The 20,909-nt window shown below is 70.5% G+C and carries 18 protein-coding genes; 11 read left to right on the forward strand and 7 right to left on the reverse strand.

Annotation, left to right across the window (positions count from 1 at the left end; genetic code table 11):
• A partial coding sequence (locus tag ACIQTP_RS24105) for a hypothetical protein (RefSeq protein WP_403402883.1) occupies nucleotides 1-691 on the reverse strand: 691 nt, incomplete at its 3' end.
• 378 nt (nucleotides 692-1,069) lie between these two features.
• Here ACIQTP_RS24105 and ACIQTP_RS24110 point away from each other — a divergent pair.
• The gene (locus ACIQTP_RS24110) at nucleotides 1,070-2,884 is read left to right on the forward strand and encodes an APC family permease (protein ID WP_403402886.1); all 1,815 of its coding nucleotides are present in this window, start codon (nucleotides 1,070-1,072) and stop codon (nucleotides 2,882-2,884) included.
• 93 nt (nucleotides 2,885-2,977) lie between these two features.
• On the opposite strand, the gene ACIQTP_RS24115 is transcribed toward ACIQTP_RS24110, so the two are convergent.
• Nucleotides 2,978-3,517 (reverse strand): universal stress protein, encoded by a 540-nt coding sequence (locus ACIQTP_RS24115; RefSeq protein WP_403402888.1) that lies wholly within the window; start codon nucleotides 3,515-3,517, stop codon nucleotides 2,978-2,980.
• A 238-nt stretch (nucleotides 3,518-3,755) separates the two neighbouring features.
• On the opposite strand from ACIQTP_RS24115, the gene ACIQTP_RS24120 reads away from it, so the two are divergent.
• On the forward strand, nucleotides 3,756-4,853 hold the full coding sequence (locus ACIQTP_RS24120) for a magnesium and cobalt transport protein CorA (protein WP_403402890.1): 1,098 nt from the start codon (nucleotides 3,756-3,758) through the stop codon (nucleotides 4,851-4,853).
• Between the two features lie 136 nt (nucleotides 4,854-4,989).
• On the opposite strand, the gene ACIQTP_RS24125 is transcribed toward ACIQTP_RS24120, so the two are convergent.
• Complete coding sequence (locus ACIQTP_RS24125) at nucleotides 4,990-5,427, reverse strand: hypothetical protein (RefSeq protein WP_003974483.1); 438 nt, start codon at nucleotides 5,425-5,427, stop codon at nucleotides 4,990-4,992.
• 409 nt (nucleotides 5,428-5,836) lie between these two features.
• On the opposite strand from ACIQTP_RS24125, the gene hemL reads away from it, so the two are divergent.
• The 8 genes from hemL (at nucleotide 5,837) to ACIQTP_RS24165 (ending at nucleotide 14,210) form a co-directional block, all read left to right on the forward strand.
• On the forward strand, nucleotides 5,837-7,153 hold the full coding sequence (hemL, locus tag ACIQTP_RS24130; RefSeq protein WP_403402893.1) for a glutamate-1-semialdehyde 2,1-aminomutase: 1,317 nt from the start codon (nucleotides 5,837-5,839) through the stop codon (nucleotides 7,151-7,153).
• Between the two features lie 86 nt (nucleotides 7,154-7,239).
• Nucleotides 7,240-7,887 carry a histidine phosphatase family protein gene (locus ACIQTP_RS24135; RefSeq protein WP_403403402.1) on the forward strand — a complete coding sequence of 216 codons (648 nt, stop codon included), beginning with the start codon at nucleotides 7,240-7,242 and terminating at the stop codon, nucleotides 7,885-7,887.
• A 174-nt stretch (nucleotides 7,888-8,061) separates the two neighbouring features.
• The gene (locus ACIQTP_RS24140) at nucleotides 8,062-9,399 is read left to right on the forward strand and encodes a hypothetical protein (protein WP_403402896.1); all 1,338 of its coding nucleotides are present in this window, start codon (nucleotides 8,062-8,064) and stop codon (nucleotides 9,397-9,399) included.
• Nucleotides 9,400-9,465: 66 nt separating this feature from the next.
• On the forward strand, nucleotides 9,466-10,089 hold the full coding sequence (locus tag ACIQTP_RS24145; RefSeq protein ID WP_403402898.1) for a TlpA family protein disulfide reductase: 624 nt from the start codon (nucleotides 9,466-9,468) through the stop codon (nucleotides 10,087-10,089).
• Nucleotides 10,090-10,094: 5 nt separating this feature from the next.
• Nucleotides 10,095-10,868, forward strand: a complete 774-nt coding sequence (locus ACIQTP_RS24150) for a cytochrome c biogenesis CcdA family protein (RefSeq protein ID WP_403403405.1) — start codon at nucleotides 10,095-10,097, stop codon at nucleotides 10,866-10,868.
• A 3-nt stretch (nucleotides 10,869-10,871) separates the two neighbouring features.
• Nucleotides 10,872-12,677: a cytochrome c biogenesis protein ResB gene (locus ACIQTP_RS24155; RefSeq protein ID WP_403402901.1), complete on the forward strand. Its 1,806-nt coding sequence runs from the start codon at nucleotides 10,872-10,874 to the stop codon at nucleotides 12,675-12,677.
• On the forward strand, nucleotides 12,674-13,786 hold the full coding sequence (ccsB, locus tag ACIQTP_RS24160; RefSeq protein ID WP_402034411.1) for a c-type cytochrome biogenesis protein CcsB: 1,113 nt from the start codon (nucleotides 12,674-12,676) through the stop codon (nucleotides 13,784-13,786). Before ACIQTP_RS24155 ends, ccsB begins: the two co-directional genes overlap by 4 nt.
• Before the next feature lie 34 nt (nucleotides 13,787-13,820).
• Nucleotides 13,821-14,210 (forward strand): SRPBCC domain-containing protein, encoded by a 390-nt coding sequence (locus ACIQTP_RS24165; RefSeq protein ID WP_403402903.1) that lies wholly within the window; start codon nucleotides 13,821-13,823, stop codon nucleotides 14,208-14,210.
• A gap of 75 nt (nucleotides 14,211-14,285) precedes the next feature.
• Here ACIQTP_RS24165 and ACIQTP_RS24170 read toward each other — a convergent pair whose 3' ends face one another.
• The 4 genes from ACIQTP_RS24170 to ACIQTP_RS24185 all read right to left on the reverse strand — a co-directional run bounded on the left by ACIQTP_RS24170 (nucleotide 14,286) and on the right by ACIQTP_RS24185 (nucleotide 19,527).
• Entirely contained in the window at nucleotides 14,286-15,830 is a 1,545-nt protein-coding gene (locus tag ACIQTP_RS24170) for an ABC transporter substrate-binding protein (RefSeq protein ID WP_403402906.1), read from the reverse strand.
• Entirely contained in the window at nucleotides 15,830-17,938 is a 2,109-nt protein-coding gene (locus ACIQTP_RS24175) for a hypothetical protein (RefSeq protein ID WP_403402909.1), read from the reverse strand. The genes ACIQTP_RS24170 and ACIQTP_RS24175 overlap by 1 nt, the downstream gene beginning before the upstream one ends.
• A 142-nt stretch (nucleotides 17,939-18,080) precedes the next feature.
• Complete coding sequence (locus tag ACIQTP_RS24180; RefSeq protein WP_403402912.1) at nucleotides 18,081-19,076, reverse strand: isopenicillin N synthase family dioxygenase; 996 nt, start codon at nucleotides 19,074-19,076, stop codon at nucleotides 18,081-18,083.
• Nucleotides 19,069-19,527, reverse strand: a complete 459-nt coding sequence (locus ACIQTP_RS24185; RefSeq protein ID WP_403402915.1) for a nucleoside deaminase — start codon at nucleotides 19,525-19,527, stop codon at nucleotides 19,069-19,071. The genes ACIQTP_RS24180 and ACIQTP_RS24185 overlap by 8 nt, the downstream gene beginning before the upstream one ends.
• A gap of 101 nt (nucleotides 19,528-19,628) precedes the next feature.
• On the opposite strand from ACIQTP_RS24185, the gene ACIQTP_RS24190 reads away from it, so the two are divergent.
• Nucleotides 19,629-20,909, forward strand: coding sequence for a PucR family transcriptional regulator (locus tag ACIQTP_RS24190; protein ID WP_403402918.1), 1,281 nt, complete (start codon nucleotides 19,629-19,631; stop codon nucleotides 20,907-20,909).

A 20,909-nucleotide genomic window follows, 5' to 3' on the forward strand; every position in this document is an offset into this window, starting at 1 on the left:
CGCCGCCGCCGGTGTGCATGCCGCCGCGGGGGCCGCCGCGGTCGGAGCCGGAGTCGTCGCCCTTGCCGTGGCCGGAGCCGCCGCCCTTCTTGCCGTGTTCGGAGCCCGAGTCGTCGTTGCCGCGGTCGGAGCCGGAGTCGTTGTTGCCCGAGTCGTTGCCGCGCACGGCGCTGAGGGCGCCGCCGCCGGTGTGCATGCCGCCGCGGGGGCCGCCGCGGTCGGAGCCGGAGTCGTCGCCCTTGCCGTGGCCGGAGCCGCCGCCCTTCTTGCCGTGCTCGGAGCCCGAGTCGTCGGAGCTGGAGTCGTTGTTGCCCGAGTCGTTGCCGCGCACGATGCTCAGGGCGCCGCCGCCGGTGTGCATGCCGCCGCGGGGGCCGCCGCGGTCGGAGCCGGAGTCGTCGCCCTTGCCGTGCTCGGAGCCGCCGCCCTTCTTGCCGTGCTCGGAGCCCGAGTCGTCACCCTTGCCACGGTCGGAGCCCGAGTCGTCACCGCGCACGGTGGTCAGCGCTCCGCCACCCGTGTGCACCCCCCCGTTCGGCTTGCCGTGCTTGCTCTCCTTGTCTTGCTCCTTGCTGTAGGAAGAGTCATCGTGGCCCTCGTCACCCGCCGTGGCGGCGAGGGCGCCTGGTGCGCCGATCGCGAGGGCGGCCGTGGCCGTCGCGGCGGCGAGGAGCATGCGGGCAGATCGCATCTTCGGAGTCCTTCCGTCGCAGCCAGGCAGCTGACACTGCGTCAGCTCGTGAGAACCCGACCCCGACGTGATCCACCGTCAATCCGCTGGGCTCCGCGCACCACTCGAGCCGCGCACCTGGCGCACCCCCGAAGTCGCGTCCACCCGGCCCATTCGGCCAACCGATGACTCGTCAGACTCCACTGACCTGCTGTTTCGCCGGGGACGAGCGGCCGTGCCCCCGCCCGCACCGCGCCTCGGGTACTACCCGATCGGCGGCAACACGACTGCGCGTCCCGCACCTTCGGTCCGCGGCGCTCCTGGCGCGTCCTTGCCCCTCCACACCGCACCAAGCCGGTCACACTGACCTCAGACACCCCCACCCCCGCGAGGTCCCCCATGGCGTACGGCCTGGCCCGCCGCGAACTGCGGCCGAGAGTTCCGCTGCGGCACGGGGAGGGCGACAAGTACCACCTGACCAGCGTCGAGGGACTCGCCGCGCTCTCCCTGGACGCGCTGAGTTCGGTGGCGTACGGCCCCGAGGCGATCGTGCTCGTACTGATCGCCGCCGGGACGGGCGCGCTGTCCGCCACGTTCCCGGTGACGCTCGTCATCGCCGGACTGCTGGCGGTGCTCGTCGTGTCGTACGGACAGGTGATCGCCGTGCATCCGGACGGCGGCGGCGCTTACGCGGTGGGGAAGAAGGATCTCGGAGCGACCGTCAGCCTGCTCGCGGCGGCCAGCCTGGTCGTGGACTACGTGCTGACCGTGACGGTCAGTCTGGCGGCGGGCGCGGCCAGCCTCGCCTCCGCGTTCCCGGTGCTCGGCTCGCACCTGCTCGCGGTCTGCCTGATCGGGCTCGCCCTGCTCACGGTCGTGAACCTGCGCGGTGTGGCCGAGAGCGCGCGGGTGCTGATGCTGCCCACCGTGCTGTTCATCGTGAGCATCCTCGGCATCGTCGTGCTCGGCCTGGTGCGAGGCCATCCCGTGGCGGCCGTCGGCACCGACCAGCCCGTCCACGCCACCGAGGCGTTGAGCGTCCTGCTGCTCCTCAAGGCGTTCTCCTCCGGCTGCTCCGCGCTCACCGGAGTCGAGGCCATCGCCAACGGCGTGCCCTCCTTCCGCGAGCCGCGCGTCAAACGCGCCCAGCGCACGGAACTGATGCTCGGCGCCCTGCTCGGTCTGATGCTCATCGGCATGGCCCTGCTGATCCGCCGCGACCATGTCGCCCCGCGTGGCGGCGTGACCGTACTGGCGCAGCTGACGGCGGGCGCGTACGGGACGGGATGGCCGTACTACGCCACCAATCTCATCGTCACCCTGGCCCTCGCCTTCGCCGCGAACACCAGCTTCGGCGGTCTGCCCGTCCTGATGAGCCTGCTCGCCAAGGACCACCGGCTGCCGCACCTCTTCGGGCTGCGCACGGAACGGCCGGTGTACCGCTGGGGCGTGGTGACCCTCGCCCTGCTCGCGGCCGTTCTCCTGATCGCCGTGAACGCCGACACCCACCGCATGATCCCGCTCTTCGCGATCGGCGTGTTCATCGGCTTCACCATCAGCCAGATCGGTCTCGTACGGCACTGGGCGCGGCAGCGTCCGCACGGCTGGCTGCGGCGCGCGGTCCTCAACGGAGTCGGCGCGGTACTGACCGCCGTGGCGGGCGTCGTCCTGCTCACCACCAAGTTCCTGGCAGGGGCCTGGGTGGTGGTCGTCGCCATCCCGCTGCTGATGCTGCTGTTCGACCGCATCCAGCGCTACTACACGACCGTCGGCCGGGAACTCGGACTCGGCGAGGTCCCGCCGCCCGTGCGCGGCGGCGACTCCCTCGTCATCGTGCCGGTCGGCGAGGTCAGCAGACTCACCCAGCACGCGCTGTCGGCCGCCCGCGCCCTCGGCCACGAGGTGGTCGCGGTCGCCGTGCACGCCGACCCGGCCAAGGTCCGTGCCCTCAGGGATAGTTGGGACCGCTGGAACCCGGGCGTACGCCTGGACGTCGTCGACAGCCCGCAGCGCTCGCTCGTGGAACCGATCGTCGACTACGTCCGGAGGGCGGAGGAGGGAGGACGGCAGATCGCCGTCCTCATCCCCGAGGTGGAGCCCCTCCACCGCCGCTATCAGATCCTCCAGAACCAGCGCGGCCTGCTCCTCGCCGCCGCGCTGCGGGCCCGTACGGACGTGGTCGTCTGCGTGGTGCCCTACCGGCTCAGCCTCTGAACGTATCGGCGGCTTCCTGGACGGGCGGTTCCTGGACGGGCGGATTCTGAAGGGGCAGTTGCTGAATGGACATGACGTCTCCTCAGCGGCCGCTCAGGACCTGTCCTCGGTCAGCTCCCGTGCGTCGAGCGGCAGCCACAGCCGGATACGGCGGTGCACCGAGGCGAGTTCGCGGGACAGGGGCGAGGGCGGCAGGGCCAGCACCGGGCAGACGGCGTGCGCGAGGCAGTACCGGGCGACGGACGGGAACAGCGACCGGTGCAGCTTTCCTCGGCAGCCCGGGCCCACCACCAGCAGGTCGTCGGCCCGGTCGGCGGTCTCGACCAGCGCCCGCCCCGGTGTGCCCCGTACGACAAGACCCCGGTACGGGACTGCGGGCCCCGCGTCGCCGAAGGCGGTGTCCAGCGCGGCGAGCAGCCGCCGGCCCGCGTCCCGCCGGAGCGTGGCCACAGGCGGTGGACTGAGCGCACTGCGGTGGGCGAAGTCACCACCGGGTGGCTCCCAGGCGATCACGACCAGCAGCTCGGCGCCGCCGCGCCGGGCCTCGGCGGCGGCCCGGCGCAGGGCCGCCAGGCTCCCCGGCGAACCGCTCACTCCGGCGACCACGCGCGGTCCCCGCTCTTCCTCGCTCATCGCTCGCGCACTCCTCGACGTCGGTCCACACACGTACCCCTCCGCCATCGAAGGGCCGGAGGACGGCGGCGGACCGCCGCCTTGGCGTGGGCCTGACGGCGCGGGCGTGATTCATGACACCTTCCTGACACCGCGGGGCGGGGGGTGGGCGCACGCTCGAACCGGGCTCTGACGTCGGTCTTACCCCTTGCTGGCACACTGGCCGTCCGTTCCGGGAAAACCGGGGAAGGAGCACCGCATGTCGATGGTCGGCAACCTGCGCAAAGTCGCCCGTCTGGCACGCGGCGGACGCCGGGTGGACCTGAGCCACCCCGCCCGCTCCCCGCTCGGCTCCGCCGTCGTCAACTGCGTCATCTACCGCGACGGCGTCCGCCAGGAGGCCGCGCCCAGCGTCGAGGAGTCCGTCGCCCGGGTCCGCAAGCGCGGTGGCCCCGGCTTCGTCTGGCTGGGGCTGCACGAGCCGACCGAGACGGAGTTCGCCCGGGTCGCCGAACTGTTCGGCCTGCACCCGCTCGCCGTCGAGGACGCGGTCCACGCCCACCAGCGCCCCAAGGTCGAGCAGTACGGCGACGTCCTGTTCGCCATCTTCAAGACGGTCTCCTACGTCGAACACGCCGAACTGACCGCCACCAGCGAGGTCGTGAACACCGGCGAGATCATGGTCTTCGCAGGCCCCGACTTCGTGGTGACGGTGCGGCACGGACGGCACGGCTCCCTCGGCCCCCTGCGCGAGGACCTGGAAGCCGAGCCGGAGCAGCTGGCCAAGGGCCCGGCCGCCGTGCTGCACGCCATCGCCGACCACGTCGTGGACGACTACCTGACCGTCACGGACGCCGTCCAGGACGACATCGACCAGGTGGAGACGTCCGTCTTCTCACCCCGCGGTGCCAAGGGCGCCGACGCCGGCCGCATGTACCAGCTCAAGCGCGAACTCCTCGAGCTCAAACGCGCGGTGGTCCCCCTCGGCCGCCCTCTCCACATTCTGGCGACCGAGCCGATGCGCCTCATCGCCCCCGAGATACAGGCGTACTTCCGTGACGTCGCCGACCACCTGTCCCGGGTCACCGAACAGATCACCGGCTTCGACAGCCTCCTCGACTCCATCCTCCAGGCCCACCTCGCCCAGGTCTCCGTCGCCCAGAACGAGGACATGCGCAAGATCACGGCCTGGGCCGCGATCGTCGCCGTACCGACGATGGTGTGCGGCATCTACGGCATGAACTTCGACCACATGCCCGAACTCCACTGGCGCTTCGGCTACCCGCTGGCCCTCACGGTGATCGCCGCGGCGTGCTTCGTCATCCACCGGGGGTTCAAGCGCAACGGCTGGCTGTGAGCGCGGCCGTGTCCGCGACATGACCCGGGGCGCGGCTCCTCGCCGGGGACACGGGGGGCGGCTCCTCGTCGGGGATACGGCTCAGGCGCCCTGGGCGAGACCCGAAAGTCCCGCCCGTGTCACGGAGAACCGGAGATCAGGGCCACACCAGGCAGTACGGCTGATGCCCCGCCTCGTGCAGACGATGGCTGAAATCCTGCCATTCGTGGAGGAGCTGGTACACGTTGAAGGCGTCCCGCGGGCCTCCGCGGTCCGGGACCGTCGACCAGATGAAGGCCGCCGCGCCGACCGCCTCCTCGCCGATGCCCCGGAGGGGGTCGACGACGGTCATGGGGAGCTTCACGACGGCGTAGTCGGGGTGCAGGACGACCAGTTCCAGGGGCGGGACCTTGTGGAGAGGGACGCCCTCGATGCCGGTGAGGACCATCGCGGCCATGGTCTCCGGCTTGATCTTGGTGAACATGCCGTTCATGCCGAGCTCGTCGCCGCCGAGTTCCTCGGGGCGCATCGAGATCGGCACGCGGGCGGCCGTCGCGCCGTCCGGCGCGCCGAAGTATTTGTAGGTCACCCCCACCCGGCCACCATTCCCGCTTCCTGCCCTGAGCCGGTCTGCCCCGCGGTCCGTGTAGTCCATACCGTCCATACGGCCCGACGGGTCCATCCGCTCAGGATCGTTCTGTGATCCTTGCGACCCGGGTGATCCCGGTGATCCGGGAGAGCCCGGCGACCCCTGCGTCTGTCGTGCCTCGGCCGCTTCCTCCGCCTCGCGCCGGTGCCTTCCCCGCCGGGCACGCCGAGGACCGAGGTCATCGGTCCCCTCGCCCAGTCCGCCACCGCGATGCATATCTCCACCCGACTGCTTTTCTAAGGCGCGCGACCCCCGCCACGCAACCCGATCATCGTGACAGTGACCTCCCCCACGGCCGCACGCCGAAACGTACGCTGAAACACCTGTCCGCAGGATCTTCGCAGCCTCTGACACCATGGCCCGTGTGAGCTATCCGTACGAAGCCCCAGTTTCGCAGACTCTTTTCGACCGTGCGGCTGCCGTCACGCCCGGCGGCGTGAACTCTCCGGTGCGCGCGTTCCGCGCCGTGGGCGGTACGCCCCGCTTCATGGTGTCCGGAAACGGTCCATACCTGACCGATGCCGACGGGAGGGAATACGTCGACCTCGTGTGTTCATGGGGGCCGATGATCCTCGGGCACGCGCATCCCGACGTCATCGGCGCCGTCCAGGAGGCCGTCGCACGCGGCACCTCCTTCGGCACTCCCGGTGAGGGCGAGGTCGCGCTCGCCGAGGAGATCGTCGCCCGCGTCGAGCCCGTCGAGCAGGTCCGGCTCGTCTCCAGCGGGACCGAGGCGACCATGTCCGCCATCCGGCTCGCCCGCGGGTTCACCCGGCGCTCGAAGGTGATCAAGTTCGCCGGGTGCTATCACGGGCATGTCGACTCGCTGCTGGCGTCGGCGGGGAGCGGGGTGGCGACCTTCGCGCTGCCCGACACCCCCGGTGTCACCGGCGCCCAGGCCGCCGACACGATCGTCCTGCCCTACAACGACCTCGAAGCCGTGAACGAGGCCTTCCACGCGCACCCCGGTGAGATCGCCTGTGTGATCACCGAGGCCTCGCCGGGCAACATGGGCGTCGTACCGCCCCAGCCCGGGTTCAACCAGGGACTCAAGGACGCCTGCGCGCGCAACGGGGCCCTGTTCATCTCCGACGAGGTCATGACCGGATTCCGGACCAGCAAGGCCGGTTGGTACGGGATTGACGGGGTACGTCCCGATCTCATGACCTTCGGGAAGGTCATGGGCGGAGGCTTCCCCGCCGCCGCCTTCGGTGGCCGCAAGGACGTCATGGAGCACCTGGCTCCCGCGGGACCCGTCTACCAGGCCGGCACGCTCTCCGGTAACCCCGTCGCGACCGCCGCCGGGCTCGCCCAGCTGCGGCTGCTCGACGACGCCGCGTACGGCAAGGTCGACGCCGTCTCCGAGCAGATCCGCGGGCTGGTCACGGAGGCGCTGAGCAAGGAGGGCGTGGCGCACCGGCTGCAGCACGCCTCCAACATGTTCTCGGTCTTCTTCACCGGGCGTGAGGTGCGCGACTACGAGGGCGCGAAGGCGCAGGAGTCCTTCCGGTTCACCGCGTTCTTCCACTCGATGCTGGCGCAGGGCGTCTATCTGCCCCCGTCCTCCTTCGAGTCGTGGTTCGTGTCCACGGCCCACGACGAGCGGGCCATTCAGCGGATCGCCGACGCCCTTCCGGCGGCGGCCCGGGCAGCGGCGGAGGCCACGGCATGAGCCAGGATCAGACGCAGGATCAGACGCAGGGCCGGACGCACGATCAGGCGCAGGGGCGGAATCAGGACATCACCGTCGTGCACCTCATGCGGCACGGCGAGGTCGCCAACCCGGACGGGGTGCTCTACGGGCGGCTGCCCGGCTACCACCTCTCCGAGCTCGGGCGGCAGATGGCCGAGCGGGTCGCCGAGCACCTGGCCCCGCGGGACGTCACGCATGTCGTCGCCTCCCCACTGGAGCGGGCGCAGGAGACCGCGACGCCCATCGCGAAGGCGCACGGTCTCGACCTCGACACCGACGGGCGGCTGATCGAGGCCGAGAACGTGTTCCAGGGGAAGACCTTCGGCGTGGGGGACGGGGCGCTGCGGCGGCCCGAGAACTGGAAGCACCTCGTCAACCCGTTCAAGCCGTCCTGGGGCGAGCCGTACGTCGATCAGGTCGTACGGATGATGGGGGCGCTGGACGCCGCCAAGGACGCGGCCCGTGGTCATGAAGCGGTGCTGGTCAGCCACCAGTTGCCGATCTGGATCGTGCGGTCCTTCGTGGAGAAGCGGCGGTTGTGGCACGACCCGCGCAAGCGGCAGTGCACGCTGGCGTCCCTGACCACCTTCACCTACCGCGGCGACAAGATCGTGTCCGTGGGGTACAGCGAGCCCGCCCGGGATCTCGTCCCCGCCCATCTCCTCGCGGGCGCCAAGCCGGTGAAGGGGAAGGGCAAGGCGTTCGGGGCGTAGAGCACCCATTCCCGTACACCTTGGCGCAAAGTGTTCGTATATGTCTCTATCCGAGCTGTTCTTCGTAAAATACGATCAATGTTGCGCGTTCGAAGGAACCTATCTGCTTGTCGTGCCCTCTCATTGTGTGTCGGCTGGGAGCCAGCTGAGAGGGCGCGATGAGATGGGGACCGAATGCGGGACATCAGCCGGAGGGGAATGATCGGCCTCGGGGCGGGTGCCGCGGCGGCGATGGGACTCGCGGCGTGCGGCACCGACCAACAGGACGGTCAGGGCGGGGGCGGTGGTTCCCGGTCGGGCAAGCCCGGTCCGTCCGGCAAGCCCGGCGCCTCCTCGCACCCCGCCCGCCCGATAGGCGACGGCTCCACCTCCTTCACGGGCAAGCAGCCGAACCAGCCCGCCAAGCCGGTTCCGCTGGAGCCCGGCCAGACCCCTCCGCAGTTCGTGGTCTTCTCCTGGGACGGCGCGGGCGAGGTCGGGACCGGTCTCTTCTCCCGCTTCCTGCGGCTCGCCCGCGAGCACGAGGCGCACATGACCTTCTTCCTCTCCGGGTTGTACCTCCTGCCCGAGTCGAAGAAGCGCAAGTACCTGCCGCCGAACAACCCCCGGGGCGCCTCCGACATCGGCTATCTCTCCGACGACCACGTCAAGTCGACGCTCGGGCTCGTCCGGCAGGCCTGGCTCGACGGCCACGAGATAGGCACGCACTTCAACGGCCACTTCTGCTCCGGCCACGGCACCGTCGGCAACTGGACGCCGGCGCAGTGGCGCAGTGAGATCGACCAGGCCAAGTCCTTCGTCAAGGAGTGGCGGACCAACACGGGCTGGACCGATCTGCCCTCGCTGCCCTTCGACTACGAGAAGGAACTCGTCGGCGGACGCACTCCCTGTCTGCTCGGCCAGAACAACCTGCTGCCCACCGCCAGGGAACTCGGCTGGCGCTACGACGCCTCCTCGCCCGGCGGCCGCCAGGTCTGGCCGCAGAAGCGGCACGGACTGTGGGACCTGCCCCTCCAGGCGATCCCCTTCCCGGGGCGCAGCTTCGAGGTGCTGTCCATGGACTACAACATGCTGGCCAACCAGTCCATCAACTCGACGAAGGCGCCCGCGCACAACTACCCGGCGTGGCGGCAGCAGGCGGGCGAGGCGTACGTCGCCGGATTCCAGCGGGCCTACGAGAGCAACCGGGCGCCCTTCTTCATCGGCAACCACTTCGAGCACTGGAACGGCGGTATCTACATGGACGCCGTCGAGTACGCCTTCAAGCACATCGCCCGGGAGAAGGAGAAGGGCGAGGACGTCCGTCTCGTCTCCTTCCGGCAGTACGTGGACTGGATGGACGTACAGAAGCCCGAGACACTGGCCAAGCTGCGGACTCTGGACGTGGGACAGCGGCCGGCGGGTGGCTGGAAGGCGTTCCTCGGTGACACCGGCAAGGGGGCTGGTACGGGTACCGGTTCCGGTTCCGGTACTGGGACGGGCACGTCCAAGGGGTCCGGGAGCGCCGCCTGAAATGGTGTTTTCCGCCCGCAAGGGGGGTGCGGAAGATCCCCGAAACGGGCATGCGAAACTTTTCACATGAGTGCCGCCTGCCGCGCCGAACAGCGCTCGAACCGCACCCGTAGCCGCGCCGCCCTGCTCACCGCCGGGGCCGCCGTCGCCGCGCTTGTCCTGTCCGCGTGCGGTTCGGGAGGGACGTCCGGGGGTTCGGGGAACAGCAACTTCGTGGCGGGCAAGGACGGCATCTCGACCGTCGCCAGGGGCTCCCGGGCCGAGGCCCCGGACCTCTCCGGCCCGACCGTGGACGGCAAGCAGCTCGACGTCAAGGACTACAAGGGCAAGGTCGTCGTCCTGAACGTGTGGGGCTCCTGGTGCCCGCCGTGCCGCGCCGAGGCGCCGAACTTCGCCAAGGTCGCCAAGGACACCGCGGCGAAGGGCGTGCAGTTCGTCGGCATCAACACCCGTGACGCCAACGTCAGTCTGGCCCAGGCGTTCGAGAAGCAGCACGGCGTCACCTTCCCCAGCCTCTACGACCCCACGGGCAAGCTGCTGCTCCGCTTCAAGAAGGGCACGCTGAACCTGCAGACGATCCCCTCCACGCTCGTCATCGACCGGGACGGGAAGATCGCGGCCCGTTCGCTGCAGGCCCTCAGCGAGGAGAAGCTCCGCGAGATGCTCGACCCCGTTCTCGCGGAGAAGTGACCGACGTGTCCCTTCTCGCCGCGTCCGCGAACCTCGCCGCGTCGTCCGACACCGTCGTCAGCGGTGCCCTGGTGCTCGCCCTGCCGATCGCCGTCCTCGGCGGGCTCGTCTCCTTCTTCTCGCCCTGTGTGCTGCCGCTCGTCCCCGGCTATCTGTCGTACGTGACCGGTGTCACCGGCACGGATCTGGCGGAGGCCAGACGGGGACGGATGGTCGCGGGCGCCAGTCTGTTCGTGGTGGGCTTCACCGCCGTGTTCGTCTCCGGCGGGGCGCTGTTCGGCTACTTCGGGTCGACCCTCCAGGAGTACCAGAGCACGCTCAGCAAGATCCTCGGCGTGCTGATGATCGCGATGGGCGTGTTCTTCATGGGGATGATGCCCTGGCTCACGCAGCGCGAGTTCCGCTTCCACAAACGGCCGGTGACCGGACTGATGGGTGCTCCGATACTCGGCGCGCTCTTCGGCATCGGCTGGACGCCCTGCCTGGGACCGACGCTCTCCTCCATCAATTTTCTTTCCATGAACCAGGCGAGCGCGGGCCGCGGCGCCATACTGACCGTCGCGTACTGCGTCGGTCTTGGAGTGCCCTTCGTCCTCGCGGCCGTCGCCTTCCGCAAGGCGCTCGGTGCCTTCGCCTGGGTCAAGCGGCACTACGTGTGGGTGATGCGGATCGGCGGCGGCATGATGATCGCGACCGGCCTGCTCCTGCTCACCGGCGCCTGGGACGGCATCGTGCAGCAGATGCAGACCTGGTCCAACGGCTTCACGGTAGGGATCTGATCGATGAGCACGACCGACACCGACACCGGCACGGGCAGGACGAAGGACCCGGCGGCCGCCAAGCGGCACATCGGGGTGAGCGCCGACGGCGAACTCGGCGAAGCCGGATCCCAGCTCTCCACCGCGCCGGTCGACACGGCCGTGCCCGGCTCCTTCGGCGGGTCCCGCGCGCCCGGCGTCCTGGGCTCGCTGACCTGGACCGGCCGTGAGGTCGTCGGCTGGGCCCGCTGGTTCTGGCGGCAGCTGACGTCGATGCGGGTCGCCCTGATCCTGCTCTTCCTGCTGTCGCTCGGGGCGATCCCCGGCTCCCTGATCCCGCAGTCCGGGACCGACGCCCAGAAGGTGGCGGACTTCAAGGACGCGCACAGCATCCTCGGGCCGGTCTACGACAAGCTCGGCCTGTTCCACGTCTACAGCTCGGTGTGGTTCTCCGCGATCTACATCCTGCTGTTCGTCTCGCTCATCGGCTGCATCGTGCCGCGCACCTGGCAGTTCGTCGGACAGCTGCGCGGCCGTCCGCCGGGCGCCCCCAAGCGGCTGAACCGGCTGCCCGCGTACGCGACCTGGCGCACCGGGGCCGAGCCCGAGCAGGTCCGCGAGGCCGCCCTCAAGATCCTCAAGCAGCGGCGGTTCAGGGCGCACATCGAGAAGGACGCCGTCGCCGCCGAGAAGGGCTACCTCCGCGAGACCGGCAACCTGCTCTTCCACATCGCGCTGATCGTGATGCTGGTGGCCTTCGCCTGGGGCCAGCTCTTCAAGTCCGAGGGCAACAAGCTGATCGTCGAGGGCGACGGGTTCTCCAACACGATCTCGCAGTACGACGACTTCAAGTCCGGCAACCTCTTCAGCACCGACGACCTCACGCCGTTCAGCTTCAACCTCAGGAAGTTCACCGGCACCTACGAGCGCACCGGCCCCAACAAGGGCACGCCCCGCACGTACCAGGCGGCCATCACCTACAGCGTCGGCGCGTACGGCAAGGAGAAGAAGACCACCGTCAAGGTCAACGAGCCGCTGAGGATCGGCGACTCGAAGGTCTATCTCACCGCCCACGGCTACGCGCCCGTCGTCACCGTCCGGGACGGCAAGGGCAACGTCGTCTACCACGATGCCGTGCCGATGCTGCCGCTCGACTCGAACGTCACCTCGCAGGGCGCGATCAAGGTCATGGACGGCTACAAGAACGCGCAGGGGACGACCGAACAGCTCGGCTTCTCCGCCTTCTTCGTGCCGACCTTCGCGGGTGCGGGCAAGGGCGACATGTTCTCCCAGTTCCCCGCGCTCGACTTCCCCGTGCTCGCGCTGTCCGGGTACCACGGCAGCCTGGGTGTCGACGCGGGCATCCCGCAGAACGTGTACCAGCTCGACACCTCGAAGATGAAGCAGTTCAAGGACGCGAAGGGCAACATCGTCAAGGCGCGCCTGCTGCCCGGCGAGACGATGAAGCTGCCGAACGGCGCCGGCTCCATCACCTTCGACAAGGGCATCAAGGAGTGGGCGAACTTCCAGGTCACCCAGCAGCCCGGCAGTGACTGGGCGCTGACCGGTGCCTTCACCGCGATCTTCGGTCTCGCCGGTTCGCTCTTCATCCAGCGCCGCCGCGTGTGGGTGCGGGCGACCACCGGGGCCGACGGCGTCACCGTCGTCGAGATGGCCGGCCTCGGCCGCAGCGAGTCCGCGAAACTCCCCGAGGAACTGGGGGACCTGGCCGCACTCGTCCACGAGCAGGCGCCCACCAAGCCCGACGCGGTCGAATCCGACCCCGACGCCGAACCCTCCGTACCTGCCGCCGAAGGGGCTGAGAAGTGACTCTCGCCACCGCAACCGACCTGGGTGCCGTGACCGATCTGGCCACGGCCACCAACGAACACCTCGCCAACATCAGCAACACGCTGATCTACTCCGCGATGGCCGTCTACACCCTGGCCTTCTTCGCGTACATCGCCGAGTGGATCTTCGGCAGCCGCAGCAAGGTCGCCCGTACGGCCGCCGCGCTCACCGCCACCGAGAAGGCGAAGGCCCCCGCGGTCACCGTGCAGTCGGCGGGCGGCACGGCCGTTCTGGAGCGGCCGAAGGTCGTCACCCGGTCGGCGGCGGGCGCCCGTGACGTACCCGACGGGCCCGGCGCGCACGGCGGGGACGAGCAGGGCGACCTCTACGGCCGGATCGCGGTGTCCCTCACCGTGCTCGCCTGGGCCGTCGAGGCGGCCGGTGTCGTCGCCCGCGCGCTGTCGGTGCAGCGGGCGCCGTGGGGCAACATGTACGAGTTCAACATCACCTTCTCCACGGTCGCCGTCGCCGTGTTCCTGGTGATGCTGGCGCTGAAGAAGAACATCCGCTGGCTGGGCCTGCCCCTGGTCACCACGGTCCTCCTCGACCTGGGCCTCGCGGTCACCGTGCTCTACACGGCGAGCGACCAGCTGGTACCCGCGCTCCACTCGTACTGGCTGTACATCCACGTCTCGACCGCGATCTTCTGCGGCGCCGTCTTCTACGTGGGCGCGGTCGGCACCCTGATGTACCTCTTCAAGGACTCGTACGAGAACAAGCTCGCCACCGGCGGCCGGCCGGGCCGTTTCGCCACCTCCGTCATGGAGCGGCTGCCCTCCTCGGCCTCCCTCGACAAGTTCTCCTACCGCGTCAACGCCGCCGTCTTCCCGCTGTGGACCTTCACGATCATCGCGGGCGCCATCTGGGCGGGCGACGCGTGGGGCCGCTACTGGGGCTGGGACCCCAAGGAGACCTGGGCGTTCATCACCTGGGTCGCCTACGCCTGCTACCTCCACGCCCGCGCCACGGCCGGCTGGAAGGGCCGCAAGGCCGCGTACATCGCCCTGATCGCCTTCGCCTGCTTCCTCTTCAACTACTACGGAGTCAACATCTTCGTCTCGGGCAAGCACTCCTACGCCGGGGTCTGATGCGGAACCCGCCGCCGCGGGACACGCTGGTGTCATGACCCGAGCGATTGAAGAGGGCAGCACCGAGATCCGGGAGGACGGCACCCACGTCCTGCACTATCTGCTGCACCTTCCCCAGCCTGTGGAGAACGTCTGGGCGGCGGTGGCCACCTCGGAAGGACTGCGGGGGTGGCTGGCCGCCGCCGAGGTGTTCGAGTCGCGCCTCGGCGGCGCGGTCACGCTGCGCGGGATCGGCAGCGGCCGGATCACGGCGTGGGACGTCGAGCGGATCGCCGAGTACACGGTCGAGGGCCGGGGCCGCATCCGCTTCCACCTGGAACCGTCCCGTCCGTCGGGCACGACGGTCCGCTTCACCCACGAGTCCCCAAGGGACGAGGACCCGGGCTGGCGCCGGCGCTTCGAGCAACTGATCAGCGCCCCGTAGGGGCGCGGGGAACTGCGCGCCCAGCCACATACGGCCCGCACGTACGAACCACCGATCCCCCATCGGCGCCCCCTGTCAGGCCGGCGGCAGGCACGCCGTAGCCGGGGGCTTCCCCTCAGGCCACGCGATCTTCACAAAGCGAGCCCTGGACTCGGGCGTCAGCTGCACGATCGGCACCGCCTTGTCGTACGGATTGCCGTGGGCGTCCAGACAGATCCACCCGCTCGCCCCGTTCACCCGCAGCTCCTTGCCCTTGACCTGCGGCCACTGGAGCCCGACGTCCGCGAGCGCCGGGATCTTCCCCGTCGGCGACGCCCCGCGGATACCGCGCACGGCGAGCCGCATGGCGTCGTACGCGATGATCAGCTGGCCGTCGTCCAGGGCGATCGGACCGAGGGGCCCGACCGGCTCCTTCCCCGCACTCCCCAGAAGCGACCGCAGCACCTTCGCGTCGGCCGCGCTGCCGCCCGTCTTCGCGGTGTCCTTCAGCCAGGCGTCCGGGTGGGCCAGGGACGTGTAGCGGACGGTCAGCAGCGGGTCCTTGAGGGCGGCCGGGTCGAGGTCCTTGTCCCCGGCGAGGTAGGAGCCCTCGTCGCCGGTGAGCACGGTGAACCGGCGGTCGTGGCAGCCGCGCTGGCCCAGCATGTTGATGAACTGGCGCAGCTGGGTGTGGCGCCCCGCGAACAGGATGGTGTTCGTGGTGGCCGGCGTGTTGCAGAGGATGTTGGTGATCTGCATGAAGACGTTGGAGGTGCTGCCCTCCTTGCTGCGGTCGGCGGGCGGCGTGAACGGCTGGGCCTCGTAGCGCGAGCCCTTGAGCATCTTCTCGAAGGACGCCTGGATCGTGCGCGTGTACGGGTCGCCGGTGCGGTCGTAGACGAGGAAGGCGTTGGCGGCGGAGACCTTGGCGAAGGAGGCGAGCGCGCGTGCCTCGTCGGTGTTGGTGGGGGAGACCCGGGCGAGGCCGGGGAACGGGTCCTTGCCGTGCTGCCCGTTGGCCAGGTCGTCGGCGGTGATCGAACTCCCTATCACCGGGATGCCCCGGCGGGTCAGCTCCTTGACGGCCTTCTTGTTGTTGTCGGTGCTCAGGCCGACCCCGGTCACCGCGCGCAGCCGGTCGGAGCTTCCCGTCATGCCCACCAGCTGGTCGACCGTGTGCTGCCAGTACGTGCCGGTGGAGCCGGGGTTGGCCAGCACCAGGCGGATCTTCGGCTTCAGGCCGGTGGTGTCGTGGTTGGCCTGGTACTGGGCCAGATAGGCGCCCTGGAGCTCGTGCAGCACATCGCCCAGGTTGTCGGCGTCGGTGGCGGTGAAGGGTTCGAGGAGCGCGACGGTGACGTAACCGCCGGGCGCCAGACGGGCGTTCTCGCGGTGGATGGCCCGTACGGTGTCGGCGAACTGCGCACGCCCGAAGGCGTACGTCGTCCACGAGACGCCCACGCACTCGTCGCTGCCCTTCGGCTGGACGACCCCGGGCGCGCAGGAGCGATTCTCCTTGGTGGCCGTCATACCGCCCCAGACGCCGAGGCCCGCGAGCACCGCCGCGAGGGTCAGCGCGACGTACCTGCGGAAGCGAATCTCCCAGACGTCCTCGCGCAGCCAGGTCCACAAGCGCGCCATCACAGGTCCCCGTTCCCGTTCTCGTCGTCGTCACCAGGGATGCGCAGGGGGCGTCCGGCGAGCGCGTCCGACGGCCACTCCCGCGAGGCCCGCCACAGCAGCGGGTTGCCCGCGGGCCGCAGGTTCGACAGCTGCTCCAGCTCGAAACGGAGCCGGTCGGACACTTTCGGATCCGGCAGCACCAGCGGATCGGTGAGCTGCCAGACCGCGTGCAGCAGCCGTCGTACCCGCAAGTGCAGTACGGCGTCCACGCTGTCCGGCGGCTGCTGGGCGGCGTCGGTGCGGCCGAGCGCGACGGCCGCCCGGTCGTCGTGACCGCCGTGGCCGGCGAAGTCGCGGCCGTCCGGGTCGTGGGCGTGGTAGTAGGGCGCGGACGCGATGAAGACGAGCGAGGACAGCCAGGACCCGGTGTCGGTGCGCGGGAAGGTGTCGCGCAGATGCGCCACCGCGAAGTCGGCCTTGCCGAGGGCGAGTTCGTGGTGCAGCCGATAGCGGGCGCTGTCCGGCCTGTCCCCGTCGCCGTAGTGGTCGATGAGGGTGCGGTGCACGGACCGCCAGCGTGCGTGGTCGGGGTCGTCGTGGTGCAGCCGCAGCAGGAGCAGCGCGCGCAGGAACGGATCGCCCACGAACTGTCCGGCGGCGCTCGTCCAGCCTTCCTCCGTGAGTCGTTCCTCCAGTGCGAGGACCCCCGACGCGCCGAAGTCGTCGGAGAGCTGGACCTCCGCGAGCACGCAGGCCGAGTCGCGGTCGTGGGCCGCGGCGAGCACGGTCAGCTCGTCGAGCCGGCCACCGGGTACGAGCCGGTCGAGCAGCTCCTGATAGGTGGGCCGGCCGTCGTTGTCCTCGTGGACGGCGACGTCGGAGGTGAGCAACTCGCCGAGGGACTTGGCTCCTTGGGGCAGGTTCTGGCGGGCGGACTCCGCGAGGAGGGTGACGCCGAGTGGGCTGCCGCCGGACAGCCGGTGGGTGGCGTGCGGGAGTTGAGCGGGGACGGCGAGGCCCTGCGAGACGCCGCCGACGAGGTGCAGGGTGTCGTCCGGGGTCAGCGGCGGCAGCGCGACGAGCAGCGCCCGCGAGGAGGGCGAGGTGCCCGGCTCCCAGCCGGTGTGCCGGGCGACCTCGGGGAGGGTGCGGCGGCTCGCGTTGCGCAGCGCCCCATGGGTGTATCCGCGCAGGGCGGCGAAGAAGACGACGTGGTCGGCGATACCGTCGGCGCGGTCGCGCAGCACCGGTTCCATCAGGCCGAGGCCCGCCCGTTCCTGCACGTTGTCGATCAGCACGACCGGGCGGCCCAGCCGGTGCGAGCGCTGCATGACCCCCGCGTACGCGTCGTCGAGGTCGGCCAGCAGAGCCCGTACGAGATAGCGCTCGGCATGGGTGCGGGAGTCGCCGCCCGCGCGGAAGTGCGAGGAGAGCAGGATCAGGCCGAGCTTCGGATTGCCGCCCGCGTTCGGATAGTCGCGGTACCAGGTGGCGGCCCTGCGAAGCCGGCGGGGAGCGGGGCCGATCCCCTCGGCGAACGCCTCCAGGGTGGCTTCGATGATCGGCGCTATCACGGGACCCGTACCGCTGAGCGAGGCGATGAGCTTGGAGACGACCTTGCTCACCCAGCGGCCCGCGAACCCCGAGAGCCATGAGCCGGTCTCGTTCAGCAGCAGGATCCGCTCCGCCTCCTGCCGGATGCGGGGCACGTCACGGTCGCTCCAGCCGCCCGCCGCGACGGCCAGCAGCCCGGACGTCAGGCGCGGAAATCCGATCCGTCCGGCACCGGTCACCGGCTCCGCGAGCTGCTCGGCGATGGTGGTGAGCGCCTGTCCCACCGGCGACCAGGACTCCGCGGGCCGCTCGGCGGGCGGCCCGGCGAACTGCCGCTCCTCGCCGTCGATCAGCGCGATGGGCGTGTGGCCGCGATACGCGTCGCGCAGCTCCCGCAGTACGGCGCTCTTGCCGAGCCCCCGACCGCCCGCGAACACCACGAAGGGCAGTTCCTTCGGGTGTTCGTACGGGGACGAGCGCAGCTGGTACGGGCGCAGGCCGACGAGCCGTAGTGCAAGACCGGGCGGATCCGTGTCGAACAACGCTCCGCGTCCGTGCAGCCCTCTGTGCACCGCATCTCCCCCTGGCGCGGTCCGGTCCTGCTCTGTGCTGCTGTGAGGTCTATCAACACCAGTGTAAAAAGGGGGAGTTGATTCGGACTAGGGCACGTGATGTCCGTTTGGTTACGAAAGTTGTCCGCGCATTTTCGCCCGTCTACCCCACGGTGATCGAATCCAGCTTTTCGCGCAGATAAACATGGGAGTCGACCGGCGGATACGCGACGCGTCCCACCGGCGCGGGCACCGACTCCACCACCGTCCCCGGCGTGCACTCGCCGAAGTAGACCAGCGACATCAGCTCCTCGGCCGGCGCGTCGGCGGGCGGGGGCAGCACGCGGTGCCGGCCCGAGCGCCACCGGTCACCCGTCCAACGGGCCATCAGGTCACCGATGTTGATCGTGAACGCCGCCGGATCGAAGGGCGCGTCCTCCCAGCCGCCCTCGTCCGTGTAGACCTGCAGCCCGCCCTTGCCGGCCTGACGGTCGAGGATGGTGACGGTGCCGAAGTCGGTGTGCGGGCCGATACGGAACTGGCCGGGCTCCGGCTCCCCGACGACCTCCGTCCCCGGGTACCAGTTGATGTTGAAGCCGTACGTCGGGTGGTTCATGTGCCGGGTGAAGAAGTCAGGCTCCAGACCGAGGGCCTCACCCAGGAGGGCCAGCAGGTGGTTCTCCAGCCCGCCCATCCCCGCCAGGTACTCCGCGCAGAGTTTTTGCAGCTCGGGGGCCTCGGCGGGCCAGACGTTGGGCGCGTACCACTCCGCGTTGGTCTCCGGGTCCTCGAAGGGCTCGTGCGTCGCGAAGGTCAGCGACTCCTTGAGGTCGGGGGGTGTCTGGGTACCCTCCGAGTATCCGTTGGCCTCGGCTCCCGGGCCGAGCCAGCCGCGCCCGCCGACCTGGACGGCGTACGGCTGCTTGACCTCCGTGGGGAGGGTGAAGAAGCCCCGGGCGGCCTCGCGGATGCGGGTGCGCAGGGCCGGGTCCACACCGTGTCCGGTGACGAGGAGGAAACCGGCGCTCTGGAGGGCTTCGTCGACGGTGCGGGCGATGACGGTACGGGCCTCGGGGTCGCCGTCCAGCCAGGGCCGCAGGTCGATGGTCGGGATGCGCGGGGTACCGGGGGTACGGGGGCTGCTCGGGGTGCTACTCACCAATGTCCTCGTTCCACAGAGCCGGGTTGTCCTTGATGAAGTCGCGCATCAGCGCGGCGCACTCGGGGTCGTCCAGGAGCACGATCTCCACGCCGTGCTCGGCCAGCCAGTCGTGTCCGCCGTGGAAGGTCTCCGCCTCGCCCACCACGACCCGCGAGATGCCGAACTGGCGCACCAGGCCGGAGCAGTACCAGCACGGCGACAGGGTCGTCACCATGGTCGTACCGCGGTACGAACGCTGTCGTCCCGCATTGCGGAACGCCGAGATCTCCGCGTGCAGGGAAGGGTCGCCGTCCTGGACCCGCCGGTTGTGGCCGCGGCCGAGAAGCGCGCCGTCCGCGCCGTACAGCGCCGCGCCGATGGGGATACCGCCCTCCGCCAGCCCGGCGCGGGCCTCCGCGACGGCGGTCGACAGCCACACCCGTGCCCGTGCCTGATCAATGTGCTCCATGACTCCACTCTCCTGTGGCCGAAACACGAGGGCAACGTGCGGAAAGTACTCTCCCGGCAACCCGCACCCGGACGGACTGTCAGCGCCTGAAGGAGGCTCCCGTGCCCGCACTCACCCTCCGCGACATCCTGGCCCTCGACCCCGTCCGCGGCAGCGAGCCCGAACTCCTCGCCGGCGAAGGCGCCCTGGACCGCCCGGTCCGCTGGGTGCATTCGAGCGAGGTGTACGAGGGGGCGAACTTCCTCGACGGCGGCGAACTGCTCCTCACCAACGGCTTCGGGCTGACCGACGCGGACGAGGACACCCGGCGGCGCTACGTCCGCGAGCTGGCCGCGCGCGGAGCGGCGGGGCTCGCGGTGGAGGTCGGACGGTCGCTGGTGCGGATGCCGGAGGAGGTCGTCGACGAGGCCCGGCGGCTCGGGCTGCCGCTGCTCGCCCTGCACCGGGTGGTGCCCTTCGTCCGCATCACCGAGGCAGCGAACCGGGCGATCGTGGCGCGCGGTCTGTCGGGGCGGGCGGCTTCCGTACGGCCCTGGGGCGGCGACCACACCGCCGCCCTGCTTGCCGATCTCGCCGACGGGCAGGCCCTCAACCAGCCTGAGGTGGAGGCACGCGCGGCGCTCGCCGGGTTCCATCCGGGGCCGGGCGCACGGCTGGTGGGGGTGTCGGCGCACGGGGCGCGCGAGCTGGGTGTGGTCGACCGGGCGGCGCGCTCCCTGGGCGGGGTCGCGGTGCTGCGGGCGGCGTTCCCGGGGGACGTACTGGCGCTGGTGGCGATGGCGGACGACGCCGTACGGACGGTGACGGCGCGGCGGGATGCCGTACGGGCCGTGCAGGAGGCCTTCCGGACGGTCGCCGAGGCCGGGGTGACCGTGGCGGTCGGGCCCGCGGTCCTCGCGGGCGGCGGCTGGCTGCGCTGGAGCGAGACACTGCGGGCGGCCCGGACGACCCTGGAACTGGCGCTCACCGTGCCGTCCGCCGAACCCGGCCCGACCGGCGGCCCGGTCGTCACCTCCTCGCGTGCCCTCACCCTGGAACGCGAGCTGACCCGAGGCGGTGTGGACGCCAACCGCGACCGCCTCGCCCGCCTGGTCCAGCACACCCTGGGTCCCTTGCTGACCTGGGAGGCCGCCCACCCCAGCGACCTCGTCCGCACCCTGGAGATCCACCTCCGCCACGGCTGCTCACCCACCCGTACGGCGGCCCTGCTCCACATCGGCCGGCAGTCCCTCTACCAGCGCCTGGAACGCATCGAATCCCTCCTGGGCCTGGAGATCGACGACCCGGACCTCCTGGGGGAGCTGCTCGCGGCCCTGTGCGCGCACCGGATCGTGCGGGGGGTGCCGGCGACCGCGGGCGGCGGCCTGCGGACGGTGGCCTGA

It is taken from the genome of Streptomyces sp. NPDC090798 (genome assembly GCF_044768965.1).
Lineage (GTDB): Bacteria > Actinomycetota > Actinomycetes > Streptomycetales > Streptomycetaceae > Streptomyces.

Coding starts and splice junctions, on each gene's coding strand:
- ACIQTP_RS24135 (WP_403403402.1), top strand. CDS start 7,240: ATGCGGCACGGCGAGGTCGCCAACCCGGACGGGGTGCTCTACGGGCGG.
- ACIQTP_RS24155 (WP_403402901.1), top strand. CDS start 10,872: ATGAGCACGACCGACACCGACACCGGCACGGGCAGGACGAAGGACCCG.
- ACIQTP_RS24140 (WP_403402896.1), top strand. CDS start 8,062: ATGCGGGACATCAGCCGGAGGGGAATGATCGGCCTCGGGGCGGGTGCC.
- ACIQTP_RS24185 (WP_403402915.1), bottom strand. CDS start 19,527: ATGGAGCACATTGATCAGGCACGGGCACGGGTGTGGCTGTCGACCGCC.
- ACIQTP_RS24110 (WP_403402886.1), top strand. CDS start 1,070: ATGGCGTACGGCCTGGCCCGCCGCGAACTGCGGCCGAGAGTTCCGCTG.
- hemL (WP_403402893.1), top strand. CDS start 5,837: ATGGCCCGTGTGAGCTATCCGTACGAAGCCCCAGTTTCGCAGACTCTT.
- ACIQTP_RS24170 (WP_403402906.1), bottom strand. CDS start 15,830: ATGGCGCGCTTGTGGACCTGGCTGCGCGAGGACGTCTGGGAGATTCGC.
- ACIQTP_RS24120 (WP_403402890.1), top strand. CDS start 3,756: ATGTCGATGGTCGGCAACCTGCGCAAAGTCGCCCGTCTGGCACGCGGC.
- ACIQTP_RS24115 (WP_403402888.1), bottom strand. CDS start 3,517: ATGAGCGAGGAAGAGCGGGGACCGCGCGTGGTCGCCGGAGTGAGCGGT.
- ACIQTP_RS24145 (WP_403402898.1), top strand. CDS start 9,466: ATGAGTGCCGCCTGCCGCGCCGAACAGCGCTCGAACCGCACCCGTAGC.
- ACIQTP_RS24165 (WP_403402903.1), top strand. CDS start 13,821: ATGACCCGAGCGATTGAAGAGGGCAGCACCGAGATCCGGGAGGACGGC.